The sequence below is a fragment of the Shewanella carassii genome, assembly GCF_019670705.1.
GTDB classification, from domain to species: domain Bacteria; phylum Pseudomonadota; class Gammaproteobacteria; order Enterobacterales; family Shewanellaceae; genus Shewanella; species Shewanella carassii.
Genome location: NZ_AP024618.1, coordinates 1,682,268 through 1,696,237, shown reverse-complemented (window position 1 = coordinate 1,696,237; position 13,970 = coordinate 1,682,268). Strand labels below are relative to the sequence as shown.

The window sequence follows — 13,970 nt, the reverse complement described above, 5'->3', positions numbered from 1 at the left end:
TAGCCACGAATGCGAACTATCTTCAGGACAGATACCTCATGCTGAACTAAGATAACTAGGCTAGTTTATTGATTTATTGTAGCATTAACAGAACGATAAAATTTACGGAAAGGCTATGGCATTCACTCTTGTACTGCTGCTGATAGGCGCGCTTCTTCTGCTGGTGATCGGTATCAATGTGATTCAGCAACAAAAAGAACGAGCCGAGGCCGAACGTCGTACCGAACTGGCCCGTCAACGGGCTATTCTGGACGAAACCGAAGAAGTCCTCTCCAATACCGGCATGTTTCCCTGCTCTTCACATGTTGTCTTGGTACTCTATAAACGCATCAAGGATGCGGCCAAGATCGCGGTGACGCTGAGCAAAGCCAATCAGAAGGGAGACTATGAGCGACGGCTGACCGATCTGGAAGCGCTGATCAATAATCTGCAAAGCAGTCCCGCTCAAACACCGGCCATAGAAAACTTTCGCCTGCCGGACAACGACCGTCAGGTATTAGTGCTGGTTCAAACCTTGAAGAAACTCAAGGCAATTTTGCGGGCCGAACACAACAAGGGCAAAGTCGATCCCACAGTATTTGCCAACGAAGAGGGGCGTATTGACAGCCTGCAACTCAGGATCAATGTGGAGAGCATGCTGTCTCGGGCCCGCGCCGCCAGTTATATGAAACAATACGGTTCTTCGAAGCAGATGGTGACCAAGGCACTGAGCACTCTGCATACCATTAAGGCACAAACCCCAAATGATCCCTTTATTGCCCGTAAAGTGGATGAAGCCAAACAACTGCTCGATGAAATCATGGGTGCGCAAAAGATGTCTCAGCCCAGCGCCCCCAAACAGAAAAATGATGAAGATGATATCGATGTGTTGTTCCAGCCGAAGAAGAAGTGGTAAGCCATCACCTATCTGCTTAGGCGAACTCCACTAAAAAAGCACCTTAAGGTGCTTTTTTTAGTGCCGCGTCCAGTTGCCGCTAACATTCTCGGTTAACGCTATCCCGGCGAATCCAAGCACGTACAAATAACTGCCAATAAAGGCCAAACCCAGGCAGCCAGATACAAGAAAGCCCTACAACAGCAGGGCTTTCTTAACTCAAGTCTTGGCTTAAAGCTTAGCTCTTGGCTTTCTTTTTCTTGGTGTTTTCAGCAAACCACTTGCCATCGCGGAAATGAGCGACCCAGCCGGTTGCCTTGCCGTCAACTTCGCTGGCCACATACTGCTCTTTAGTCTTGCGACTGAACTTCACCAGCGCCGGGTTGCCTTCATCATCTTTCACCGGCGCATCGGCCAGGAACTGATACTTGGGCCACAGCAACTCGCGATACTCCACCAACTCAGAGACCAATGGTGCACGGGTCTCTCGGGACCTTGGGAAAGTACTGGCAGCCAGGAAAATACCCGAAGCCCCATCACGCAACACAAAATGAGCGTCTGATTTACTGCACTTGAGCTCAGGCAAGGGAATAGGATCTTCCTTAGGTGGCGCCACTTCGCCATTCTTGAGCAGTTTACGGGTGTTCTTGCACTCGCTGTTGGTGCAGCCAAAGTACTTACCGAAACGGCCGTTCTTCAGCTCCATATCACTGCCGCAGCGATCGCACTCTATCACAGGGCCTTCGTAGCCTTTAAGCTTGAACTGTCCCTTCTCGACTTCATATCCAGGACAAGCAGGATTGTTACCACAAACATGCAGCTTGCGAGTTTCATCCAACAGGTAGCTATCCATGGCGGTGCCGCAGATGCCACAGCGGTGCTTGGCTCTGAGTGCCTCGGTTTCGGCATCTTCACCTTCACTTATCGCTTCTTCACCCGGGGTCAGGTTCAGCGTGGTCTTGCAACGCTCTTTGGGGGGCAGCTCATAGCCGGAACATCCCAGGAACACGCCTGTAGTACCGGTACGGATCCCCATTTGGCGCCCACAAGTAGGACAGGCTATGTCTGTCAGCACCATCTGGTTGGGGCGCATACCGCCCTCTTCCGGTGGCAGCTCGGCATGTTGCAACTGCTTGGTGAAGTCTTTGTAGAAGCCATCAAGCACCTGTTTCCAGTCGAGTTGTCCCTGAGCAACGTTATCCAGGGTCTGCTCCATTCCGGCGGTAAAGTCGTAGTTCATCAGGTTGGAGAAGTTTTCCACCAGACGTTCACTGACAATTTCACCCATCTTCTCGGCGTAGAAACGGCGGTTTTCCACCTTCACATAACCACGGTCTTGGATGGTAGAAATAATAGTCGCATAAGTGGAAGGACGACCTATGCCGCGCTTTTCCAATTCTTTAACCAGAGAGGCTTCGCTGTAACGCGCCGGAGGCTTGGTAAAGTGCTGTTTAGGATCCAGTTGTTTCAGATCCAGCTTATCGCCTTCGGCCAGATATGGCAGAGTGACTTCTTCTTCATTCTTGCGCTTGACGGCAGATTGTACCCGGGTCCAACCATCAAATTTCAGGGTACGACCACTGGCCTTAAGCTCAAACTCACCTGCTTTAACCGTGAGTCTGGTGGCATCATATTGAGCCGGAGTCATCTGACAGGCAACAAACTGGCGCCAGATAAGCTCATAGAGCCGCTGAGCGTCACGCTCCATGTCGGTCAGCGATGCGGCATGTACAGAGACATCTGAAGGACGAATCGCTTCGTGAGCCTCTTGTGCGCCCTCTTTGCTGCCATAACGAATCGGTGCATCCGGCAGGTACTTGTCGCCGAACTCTTTGGCAATCATGGTTCTGACGTTATCCAGCGCTTCCTGGCTCAGATTGGTAGAGTCGGTACGCATATAAGTGATATGACCCGCCTCATAGAGACGCTGGGCCATCATCATGGTCTTCTTCACTCCAAAACCGAGACGGGTACTGGCGGCTTGTTGCAGTGTCGAGGTAATAAAGGGAGCGCTGGGCTTACTTTGAGTGGCCTTATCTTCGCGACCAATTACCTCATAACTGGCCGATTGCAGTGCGGCCACCGCGGCCAGTGCCTGGGATTCATTGACCGGCTCAAATGCTTTGCCGTTTTGCTTGACCACTTGCATGGTCAGGGCATCATCTGTAGCAGTCGCCAATTGTGCATGCAGATCCCAGAACTCTTCCGGCACGAAGGCTTTGATTTCGGCTTCCCGCTCAACCACCAAACGCACGGCTACCGACTGAACCCGTCCTGCAGAGAGGCCTCTGGCGACCTTTTTCCACAGCAGTGGCGAAACCATAAAGCCCACCACTCGATCGAGGAATCGCCGAGCCTGCTGAGCATTGACCATATTGTTGTCAAGATCACTGGGTTTACTGAAGGCATCCTGAATGGCGCTCTTGGTGATCTCATTGAACACCACCCGCTTATAACGCGAATTGTCGCCGCCAATCACCTGCTGCAGGTGCCAGGCAATCGCTTCCCCTTCTCTATCCAAATCCGTCGCGAGATAGATTTCATCGGCAGAATCGGCCAGCGCTTGTAGTTCTTTTACCACCTTCTCCTTGCCAGGCAGAATTTGGTAGTTGGCTTTCCAGCCGTGCTCAGGATCAACCCCCATACGGGCGACCAGAGCCTTTTTCTCTTTCACCTTCTTGTACTTGGCCTTTTCTTCAGGCGACATCTTACGCACTTCAGCGGCGCTTTTGGCTTTACCATTAGTGTCGGCAGAGGAGGAGGAAGTCGGCAAGTCACGTATGTGACCTACACTCGACTTAACGATGAATTCTTTACCAAGATATTTGTTAATAGTCTTGGCTTTGGCCGGCGATTCGACAATAACTAGCGATTTACCCATAGTGTGATTTGCGCCAAACGATCTCGGAACGGTGAAAATTGGCACCATATATAGAGGGTTGTCCTCGGACTTTCAAGTTAATCCCTCTTTTATGTGTACCGGCGACTCAATTTTTAAGCATGGTTAAAAATTTGTATAAAATAATATTGCGTAATTAAAAACTAATATTTCATTATTCACTGGCAAGCAAGTAATAGTTATGCATTTGTGACAAAAAAGCCGTTTTGTTGCGGTTCGGAGCAGCTTGAGAAGCCAAGGCGCTCAAGTATACTGAGGCCAGTCCAAGGCCAGGATTGGCTCCTATAACAACCTCAAATACTCTAAAAGGACACGCAATGAAGCATTTTGAAGCGAATTTTGACGGATTGGTGGGCCCTACCCACAACTATGCTGGCCTGTCATTCGGCAATGTCGCCTCCCTAAGTAATGCTGCCCAAGCCGCCAACCCCAAGGCCGCGGCCAAGCAGGGCTTGCAAAAAGCCAAGGCGCTGGCCGATATGGGGATGGTCCAGGGCATGTTGGCGCCGCAGGAACGCCCCGATCTGCATACACTGCGCAGAATAGGCTTCAGTGGCACAGATAAAGAAGTGCTGCAAAAGGCGGCCGAGCAGGCACCTGCAGTTCTGAGAGCCTGTTGCAGCGCCTCCAGCATGTGGACCGCCAATGCGGCAACCGTATCTCCGAGTGCCGATACCCATGATGGCCGCGTTCACTTTACTCCGGCCAACCTGGTGGATAAGTTGCATCGTTCAATCGAGCCGCAAACCACTGGCAACATTCTCAAGGCCATTTTCAGCGACAGTCGCTATTTTGTACACCACCAGCACCTGCCGGAACACAGCAGTTTTGGGGATGAAGGCGCCGCTAACCACACCCGTCTGTGTCAGGAATATGGTCATGCCGGGGTCGAAGTCTTTGTTTACGGCCAGGAAGCCACCAACCCTCAAGCCATAAAACCGAAGAAGTTTCCCGCCAGACAAACGCTGGAAGCCTCACAGGCCATCGCCCGCTTACATCGTCTCGATGAAGATAACACTGTCTTTATTCAACAAAATCCCGAGGTGATAGATCAAGGCGTATTCCATAATGATGTGATCGCTGTCGGTAACCGCAATGTGCTTTTCCATCACGAGCAGGCCTTTGTCGATACCAAGACCAAGCTGGCCGAGATCCGGGCCAAGCTGGAAGGTGATATCCATTTCATTGAGGTGCCGACGGCCAAAGTCAGTATTCAGGATGCGGTCAAATCCTACCTGTTCAACACCCAACTATTGAGCATGAGTGACGGCAAGATGGTCATCATAGCGCCAACCGACTGTGCCGAGAATCCGGCGGTAAAAACCTACCTCGATGAACTGCTGACTCTGGATACACCGATTCAAAAAGTTGAATACTTTGATGTAAAACAAAGCATGCAAAACGGTGGTGGCCCGGCTTGCCTACGTCTACGAGTCGCCATGAATGATGCCGAATTGGCAGCCATCAATCAGCATGTACTGCTCGATGATAGTCTGTTTACTCGCCTCAACGCCTGGGTGGACAAACACTACCGCGATCGCTTGTTACCCGCAGACTTGGCCGACCCACAACTGATAATCGAGTCTCGCACCGCGCTGGATGAACTGACCCAGATAATGAAACTCGGCAGCGTCTATCAGTTTCAGAGATAAGCAACTTAGTGAAAAGACCACTCAAATGAGTGGTCTTTTTGTAGATAGCGCGTATTTCAAGTCGTTATAGGCCAATCGACATGTACAAACACTCTTGATAAAAAAGGCGCCGATGGCGCCTTTTGGGTTACTTGATTCTATCAATAAATATTGACCTTCAAGTTAACGACTTCGGTTTCTGCACCACTGGGAGTTTTGACCTTAACAATGAAGGAACCTGAATCTGGTTCATCAGCCCCCTTCAAGGTTACGCTGAATTGACGGCCACCGTTGTGATTGGAGCTGGGCCAAGTATATCTTTCTGAGCTGGCTACCGAACCGGCAGATGTCGTAAAGATCACCTCGCTTCCGGATGGCATTTGCTGATTATGCAGGTCAGAAATAGTGAACTGGACTGTCGCACTCGATTTACCGTTGATATCAATGTCACCTCCCAGATTATCGCCGTCACGATCAATAATGCGGATGTCGGCTGGGTCGGTGGCATAAGCCGTGCTGCCAGACATTACCATCACCAAGCTGGAACGAACGTTGATGGATTGAGAATGACTAATACCATCGGCACAAGCGTCATGGGCGGGGATAGAGCACAATACACCATTGTATTTGCCATCGGCCGAGTCAAATACGCCATCGCTGTCGAAGTCGATCAGTTCCTCATTCTCACCACCAGTTTCACCACCGGCTTGCTGAGGATTGAACAATCCATCTTCATTGTGATCAACAAAGGCCTCTGCCAGATCATAAGGTTGGCCACTGACATCAGTACCTTGGAATGCAGCGACTTCTGATGCGTCAAAACGGCCGTTACCATTGGTATCCGGGAAAGACTCCTCACCGTTGGCTGTAGCTGTGATGGTTGCACGGCCACCATACTTTTGGCCATAGAAGTTACCACCGGTTGCAGAAAGCTCCGCAATGGGGTTACGGGAGCCGCTATTATCGACCAGTAATTGGCCTTCAGGGCGAGCGTTCTGGCTGGTCCAAGTCACTGAGCAAACACCACCTGTGGTGGTACACGAAGGAGTAATTGCGCCCCCCTCTGTTGTAAAGTAAACCGCAGTGCCGTCAGGAACCGGGTTATTGAAAGCATCGGCCAGACGAGCAGTTACTTTCACTGCCGTGCCATCTACATCCCATCCCTCGGCATTGAGGGTTTCAGCCGAAAGCGAGAAGGAATCCTGATCCGGTTTACCGGTAGAGATAACCAAAACACTGGACTGACTGGAGATCAGCGGAGAGGTCCCATCTATGTCAGCCGTCACCCGAACGGTAGTTGCTACCGTGCCCGAATTTACGACTGTCTGTACTATCCCTTCGTTATTAGTTGTCGCCGTTGCCGGGTTGAGACTCAAACCACCTACATCGGTATTAAGACTAAAACTGACGGCCTTGTTGGCAACAGCATTACCATTGGTATCCAACACCTTAAAGCGAATAATAGAGGACTCATCCGAACCTGTACCCTTGATACCGATATTCTCAGGGGAAGCATCAACAAACACTATGCTTCCGGCGTCGGCTGCCAATATTTTCACAACCCCGGTAGCAGACAGGTTTTTGCCACCAACATCGGCAGAAACCGTAATGTTATCGTCACCGACACATCCTTTGGCCAGATAAGTACTGGTCGCCAGGCCATTAATGGCCGTTACAGGGCTACTAATTACGGCTTCAGGAGAGGTCTTTTTGGAACAGGTTGATGAAAAACTCACATCGACAGGTTCAGTAAACGGCTTACCTTGGCTATCTTGCAACATTACGGAAATCGTAGCGGTACCCCCCGCCGATAGAGTCGCTGCACTCACTGCTGCTTTTCCGGAAACAAAAGGATCACCACTCCCCATCTGTACATCTGAAGCACCGATCACAAAGACATGCTCAGCCTTTTCACCGGTAGCCAACGAGGCGGTGGCAGAACTGGCGCCTGGAGTACTTCCTGCATAAATACTGACGCTGGCCTTACCGTTAGCATCCGTAATCGCAGTTTTTATCGGGAGATCGCCCCAAGAGGCATCGAATGTCACTATGGCAGGTTTTGACAGGCCGGTTACTGTGGCAACAAGAATACCGGGAGATGTGCTGGTAATGCTGTCTGTCGTATTACCATCAACGTCAGTAAGAGTTAAGGTGACTTGCGCGCCACCTCCGGCTTGACCGCCATCACCTTTCATAGTGAAACCGACCGAAGCCGACTCTCCTGAGCTGATTGCAGCGCTAACGGTACCGGCACCAGCAATGTTGGACGTTGCCAGCGAAATCACGGCTTTGCCATCTGCATCAGTCAGGGCTGTGCCTATGGCTGGGTTGAAGGTGCCCAGGTTTTCGTTACTCAGGGTAAAAGTCACCAGTTGCCCCGCCAACGCTCCCGTTAAGCTATTGCTGACAGTCGCAGTCAAGGTCGCAGGGTTTTCTGCGGAAATATTGGGATCTGAAATATTCAGAGTGACGGTTGTTGTTTCCGTTGGCGGCGTCGAACCATCTCCGGTATCTGAAATACTGCCCCCACCACCGCAGGCGAATAGAAGAAAACTAGCTAATAAAGTGAAGTAAAACTTAAACGCTGACCTCATTGTCAGACTCCCTGTTACTCAATAAATACTAAATGCATACTTACGCATTACTTATAGAGCAACATTACACAATTTTCACTAAACATTTCCACAACAAACGCACCGATATAGCCATTGTTAGCGACAAACTTTAACTAGCATACCATTTCCTCTGAAGCGCTTTCTTGTTAGGCTTTAGTGCGCCAAATTACAAAAGTACAAAAATTAAACAGGAAAATTTATGGCACTTACTCTATTCAAGAAACTCGGCCTAACCGGCAAGATCCTTATCGGGATGATCACCGGTATTGTATTCGGCCTTATTCTGAGAGCGTTTTTCCCCGCGGGTGAGTTGGATTCACCTCAAGTCCTGCAAGATCCCTATTTCATCTTTGTGCAGGATTACATCACCGAAGGCTTTCTGAATGTCATAGGTACCATCTTTATCTCCAGCTTAAAAATGTTGGTGGTACCTCTGGTATTTATCTCTCTGGTATGCGGTACCAGCTCTCTGAGTGATCCCTCAAAACTGGGACGTTTGGGTGGCAAAACCATCGCCTTCTATCTTTTCACCACCGCCATTGCCCTGACACTGTCGATAATGGCGGCAGTGATGATCCATCCTGGCCATAGCAGCATGTCTACCGCGGGTAACAGTTTTGAAGCCAAGGATGCCCCCAGCTTGGCGGAGGTGTTGATCAACATAGTGCCCACCAACCCAATGCAGGCGATGAGCGAAGGCAATATGCTGCAGATCATCATCTTTGCGGTGATCTTCGGTTTCGCCATCTCTCATGTAGGCGACAAGGGCAAACGAGTTGCGGCGCTGTTTGAGGACCTCAATGAAGTGATCATGAAAGTGGTCACCCTGATCATGCATCTAGCGCCTTACGGGGTATTTGCTCTCATGGGTAAACTGGCGCTGACACTCGGCGTAGAAACCTTCAGCAGCGTGGTCGCTTACTTCTTTGTGGTTCTGGGCGTACTGCTGGTCCATGCTTTTATCACTTACCCTATTCTGCTCAATCTGCTGTCAGGGCTGAATCCGTTCACCTTTATCCGTAAGATGCGCGACGTACAGCTGTTTGCCTTCAGCACCGCCAGTTCCAACGCTACTCTGCCGGTCACTATCGAGACGGCCGAGCATCGCCTGGGCGTTGATAACAAGATAGCCTCGTTCACCTTACCCTTGGGCGCTACCATCAATATGGATGGCACCGCCATCATGCAAGGGGTGGCAACGGTATTTATCGCTCAGGTTTACGGTATCGACCTGACAATTACCGACTATATTACTGTAGTTGTCACGGCTACTCTGGCCTCTATCGGCACGGCCGGGGTACCGGGTGTAGGCCTGGTAATGCTGGCCATGGTGCTCAATCAAGTAGGTCTACCGGTAGATGGTATAGCACTGATTATCGGGGTCGATAGATTGCTGGATATGGTGCGCACCGCGGTGAACGTCACTGGTGATGCTGTCGCAACCGTGGTGATCGCCAAGTCGGAAAATGAGTTCAATGAAGAGACCTTCAATGACCCCAAAGCAGGCAAAACCAATGTCAGTTTCCATAAGGAACACCACACTCCCATGTAAGGCCTAGCCTTATTTGGGAGACAAAGGCCAGCCTGCAGTTGTGGCTTGGTTTTCAAACCTCCAAGGGAACGAGATACAAAGAGGGCGCTCATTTGAGCGCCCTCTTCTATTAAGAATCCACCTATGGATAACGCTCTTAACGCTCCCAGTAGGCTTCTTCCAGGCTATCTTCCCGCTCGGGCAAACCTCTTGATAGGCGTGGGCTATGCTGCGCCAGCACCTCGTAAGCCACCCGGTTGGCATACTTACAGATTTGTGAAAACGAGGAGTAACACAAGCCATCGCGCTTATGCTTACTGGAGCCCGGCACATTGGTCTTGTGGAAGGTGTTGGCCGCCAAGTCATGCAAGAGAGCAGACAGGGCGCCATCACCAGCGCCATTGGTATTGTGAATTTTCTCCGGACCACCCATGTAAGGCGAAATATGAGCATACACCTTGATGGGCTGATCACAGTCTTTTTTCAATTTAGGGCGGGAAAACTCATAACGGTTGAATTCAGGTATCGCTCCGGGAAGCAGTGTATGAGCCGTCTCGCGTTTCTCGGCGTCATCGGTATAGCCTGCGGTGTAAAGCCCGGAGGCGCCCGCAGTAGTCAACACCATGTCACACCATTCAAGTGCCGCTTCACTGGCCAGCAAAGGATCGGCAAATCCAGTCAGCGCCTCACCTTCATCTTCATTCATCGCCAGTACAGTCACATGTTGGCGAATAAACTCCTGCCACCACTTGGGATCTTCGGCAATCAGAAAGCGGGTTCCCAAGGTCAGTACCACCGGCACTTCGGCTTCCTGGGCGTAGCGAATCGCCGTCAGCGCCGCTTCACCTATCTGATCGCCATCGCTGGCCCGCATCAGATAAGCGGTCAACACCAAAGCAGAGCTGCCCTGGATCACTTCTTTATCGATAAACTCCGGGCTTAACTTGTCCATTGAGCCCTTGCTGATGGCAAAAGTGCGCTCACCGCCATCGGAGATCAGAGTAAAGCAGCGACCTATCGGGCCTTCAACCGGCTGCAGATAGTTGAGATCCACCTTGGATGAGGTATTGCACAGATAGCGATAGGCGTAACTGCCTACTTCAATATGCTTGCTCATCACACCAAAGAGCACAGATCTGTCATCGGCGAGAATAGAGTAGTTGTGAATGGTATTACCGATAGTCCCACCGGCAAACTCATCGCTGATCAACTCACGACTTTTAAGCTCCTGATACAGCTGATGGGCACTGGTATCATCAATCAGAGTCGAGTTACCTTTGGGTAAACCGTAGCGCTGCAGCAGTTCATCTTCAACCTTGGCTTCAATATCCACCAAAGTCTGATCTATCCCTGAAATCCAGGTGCTGAAAGGTTGTGGCTGCTGGGTCAACTGCGCCAGCAGGGGATCACGGGTTTTGACCGGGAAATAGTGTTTAGATTTACGCTGACCGGGAAATTTCATATTGGGCTCTCATTTTCATCGTCCCTGAGTAGCGTACTGTCTGAGTACACTTTCCTGATAATGATCTTAGGTCAGGCTGACGGAGCTGCCAGCGACCACTTAAAATGGCGGCAGATTCTATCACAAATCTACCGCCAAACCAGTGTATGTTCGCAGCTTCAGTGCCAGTTTTTAGTGTGAAACTTCACCAGGTCGGCAAGAAAGCGCATATGAGCCGATTGTGCATTGAGACAAGGGATAAATTGATATTGTTTCCCACCGGCTTCAAGGAAGCTTTCGCGGCCCCCTTGAGCTATCTCTTCCAATGTTTCCAGACAATCGGCGGCGAAGGCAGGACTCATGATATCGACCGAGGTAATCCCTTGTCCCGGCAAAGATTCGAGCAGTTCATCGGTATAGGGTGTTAACCAAGGTTCCTTGCCAAAGCGGGATTGGAAGCACAGCTGCCATTCGCCTTCGCCCAGGCCAAGCTCGGCGGCCAACAACTTGGCCGTGGTTTCGCATTGACTGCGATAAGGATCGCCCTCTTTGATGTAGCGCTCAGGCACCCCATGAAACGACATCAGCAGTCTTTGCCCCCGCCCTTCTCGCTGCCAATGGCTACGGACACTGTCAGCCAGGGCCTGAATATAACCTGGCTTGTCGTGATAATCTCGCACAAACCTCAGTTCAGGCAGATTTCGCTCCATTTTCAGTGCTGCGGCAACACCGTCAAACACGCTGGCCACAGTAGAGCAGGAATATTGAGGATAGAGAGGCAACACCAGCACCCTGTCCACAGCGGCATTTTTCAGCGCCGTCAGGCCATCATTCAAGGACGGACTGCCATAACTCATCCCCAGCTCAACGGGAACGGTTACGCCCGTTTGCTCCCGAAGCAAATCCGCTAGGGCTTGTCTCTGCTGTTTACTGACCACCATTAACGGCGAGCCTTCTGCTTGCCAGATAGACTGATACAACTTGGCGACTTTGCCCGGGCGGGTGTTGAGAATAATCCCTTGCAACAGGGGTTGCCATAGCCAGGGAGACAGATCCACCACACGTTGATCGCTGAGGAACTGCTTTAAAAAAGTACGTACTGCCGCTTTGGTTGGCGCAGCGGGAGTACCCAGATTAACCAAAAGCACACCAAATGGAGGACGGGGATCCTGCACTGTTTTATTCCTGTTTCAAGAGAGATGGCGCCAAGTTAACATCGCTAATATTATAAAAAAAGCCCGCAATAGCGGGCTTTTTTCGATTATGAGAACCGGTTCTGATAATTAATCAGCCCAGCGCCTTCACAATGGCTTCGCTGACGGAAGCAACACTCTGGGTACCGTCGAACTTGCTGTACTTGGTATCACCCTTGGCAGCCATGGCGCCATAGTAATCCACCAGAGGTTTGGTTTGTTCGTGGTAGATGCCCAGGCGCTTACGTACTGTGCTCTCTTCATCATCGGGACGGATAACCAGTTCTTCACCAGTGACGTCATCCTTCCCCTCTTCTTTAGGCGGATTGAAGACCACATGGTACACCCGGCCAGAACCAGGATGCACCCGACGACCACTCATGCGCTTGACGATTTCTTCGTCCGGTACATCGATCTCAATCACGTGATCAACATGGATACCGTTAGCCACCATGGCATCAGCCTGTGGAATAGTGCGTGGGAAACCGTCCAGCAGGAATCCCTTGGCGCAGTCGTCCTGAGTAATGCGCTCTTTGACCAGACCTATGATCAGCTCATCTGAAACCAATTGTCCGGCGTCCATCACTTTCTTGGCTTCCAGTCCCAAAGGTGTACCGGCCTTAACGGCAGCACGCAGCATATCGCCGGTTGAGATCTGTGGAATGCCATACTTTTCCATGATGAACTGGGCCTGGGTACCTTTACCGGCACCTGGGGCGCCCAATAGGATAATGCGCATATCAAGAGTCCTCTTTTCGCATTGATATTCTTGTTAGGGCGGCGATCTTCGCACATCTGACCGCCCATGAGAAGGCTTTTGGCTTCGACTTTAGCCACAGAAACGCCAAATAAACCTCACAGCTCTGACCTGTTGAAAACGGTCAAAACCGTTCAGGCAGTGGCTTGGGCTATCAAGCTTGACTCTATCAGTAGAGTAAACTGTAGAGCTTGCGACGATAGCCACTCGCCAGTGCATTTCCCTGGCCAAGGGCTGAAAGTATCGTCAGAAACTGTTGTTTCAGTTCGCCATTTCCAACGTTGAGATCTTGCTGCAGTTGGGCAAAAAGCAGCTCCAGTGCCTCTTCGTCTCGGTGCGCCTGATGCAAAGCGGTTGCCAGCTTGCCAAGTACAATCAGATCCCCCGGAGTCGCTTCAAGCGCTTGTTGCAAAGAACGGATTTCCGGCGTATCAGCCGCCTCTTCCGCCAACTTGAGTTTGGCCTGCAAACTGGCGTAATAAGCATCCTGATCTTCAAGCTTAATGTCGGCAAGCAGGCTCTTGGCAGCGGTAATATCACCAGTTAGCAGGCAAGCGTCGGCATAGGGCAAGGCCACCTCGGCGCCATTGTGCTCGCCATAGGCCTCCTTCAACAGCACCAGGGCTGCCGCGGCATCGCCTCTTGCGAGTAATTCTCTGGCGTCAGCGAGTTGCAGCTCCCAAGCCGCGGGCAGATGTTTATCCAGCATGGCCTGAATTTGCGACTCGTCCTGCACCCCGGCAAAACCATCAACCGGCTGGCCCTGGCTGAGGAACAAAGTGGTCGGCAGGCTCTGGATCTGGAAATAGGAGGCGATTTCCATCTCGGTTTCACAATTAACGGCCGCCAGCAGCAGTTGCCCCTGATAACGGTTTGCCAATGTTTCCATGGTGCCGAGTAGCCCCAGACTCTCCGGGCTCTGCTGGGCCCAGAAGACCAACGCGACCAACTGTTGTTTCGAGGCTTCCACCACCTGTTGAATATTGTCGCGGGTCAGTTCGATACGTGTTTCCATAGCAATCCTTGTTG

Annotated in this window: 9 protein-coding genes; 3 read left to right on the top strand and 6 right to left on the bottom strand. The window is 51.1% G+C overall.

Going from position 1 to position 13,970, the window contains the following annotated elements; genetic code table 11:
• Positions 1-115: 115 nt before the first annotated feature.
• Entirely contained in the window at positions 116-895 is a 780-nt protein-coding gene (locus K5621_RS07790) for a hypothetical protein (protein WP_100142361.1), read from the top strand.
• Between the two features lie 217 nt (positions 896-1,112).
• Here K5621_RS07790 and topA read toward each other — a convergent pair whose 3' ends face one another.
• Entirely contained in the window at positions 1,113-3,755 is a 2,643-nt protein-coding gene (gene topA / locus K5621_RS07785) for a type I DNA topoisomerase (RefSeq protein ID WP_221050854.1), read from the bottom strand.
• Between the two features lie 335 nt (positions 3,756-4,090).
• On the opposite strand from topA, the gene astB reads away from it, so the two are divergent.
• Entirely contained in the window at positions 4,091-5,425 is a 1,335-nt protein-coding gene (gene astB, locus K5621_RS07780) for an N-succinylarginine dihydrolase (RefSeq protein WP_221050853.1), read from the top strand.
• A 140-nt stretch (positions 5,426-5,565) separates the two neighbouring features.
• Here astB and K5621_RS07775 read toward each other — a convergent pair whose 3' ends face one another.
• Positions 5,566-7,998, bottom strand: a complete 2,433-nt coding sequence (locus K5621_RS07775) for an Ig-like domain-containing protein (RefSeq protein ID WP_221050852.1) — start codon at positions 7,996-7,998, stop codon at positions 5,566-5,568.
• A gap of 220 nt (positions 7,999-8,218) precedes the next feature.
• Here K5621_RS07775 and K5621_RS07770 point away from each other — a divergent pair, with 220 nt between their 5' ends.
• Positions 8,219-9,571 (top strand): dicarboxylate/amino acid:cation symporter, encoded by a 1,353-nt coding sequence (locus tag K5621_RS07770; protein ID WP_221050851.1) that lies wholly within the window; start codon positions 8,219-8,221, stop codon positions 9,569-9,571.
• Positions 9,572-9,707: 136 nt separating this feature from the next.
• Here K5621_RS07770 and K5621_RS07765 read toward each other — a convergent pair whose 3' ends face one another.
• The 4 genes from K5621_RS07765 to K5621_RS07750 form a co-directional block, all read right to left on the bottom strand.
• Positions 9,708-11,012: an inosine/guanosine kinase gene (locus tag K5621_RS07765; protein ID WP_100142356.1), complete on the bottom strand. Its 1,305-nt coding sequence runs from the start codon at positions 11,010-11,012 to the stop codon at positions 9,708-9,710.
• 158 nt (positions 11,013-11,170) lie between these two features.
• The gene (hemH, locus tag K5621_RS07760) at positions 11,171-12,166 is read right to left on the bottom strand and encodes a ferrochelatase (RefSeq protein WP_221050850.1); all 996 of its coding nucleotides are present in this window, start codon (positions 12,164-12,166) and stop codon (positions 11,171-11,173) included.
• A gap of 112 nt (positions 12,167-12,278) precedes the next feature.
• On the bottom strand, positions 12,279-12,923 hold the full coding sequence (adk, locus tag K5621_RS07755) for an adenylate kinase (protein ID WP_025888745.1): 645 nt from the start codon (positions 12,921-12,923) through the stop codon (positions 12,279-12,281).
• Positions 12,924-13,110: 187 nt separating this feature from the next.
• Positions 13,111-13,956, bottom strand: coding sequence for a tetratricopeptide repeat protein (locus K5621_RS07750; protein WP_221050849.1), 846 nt, complete (start codon positions 13,954-13,956; stop codon positions 13,111-13,113).
• Positions 13,957-13,970: the final 14 nt, after the last annotated feature.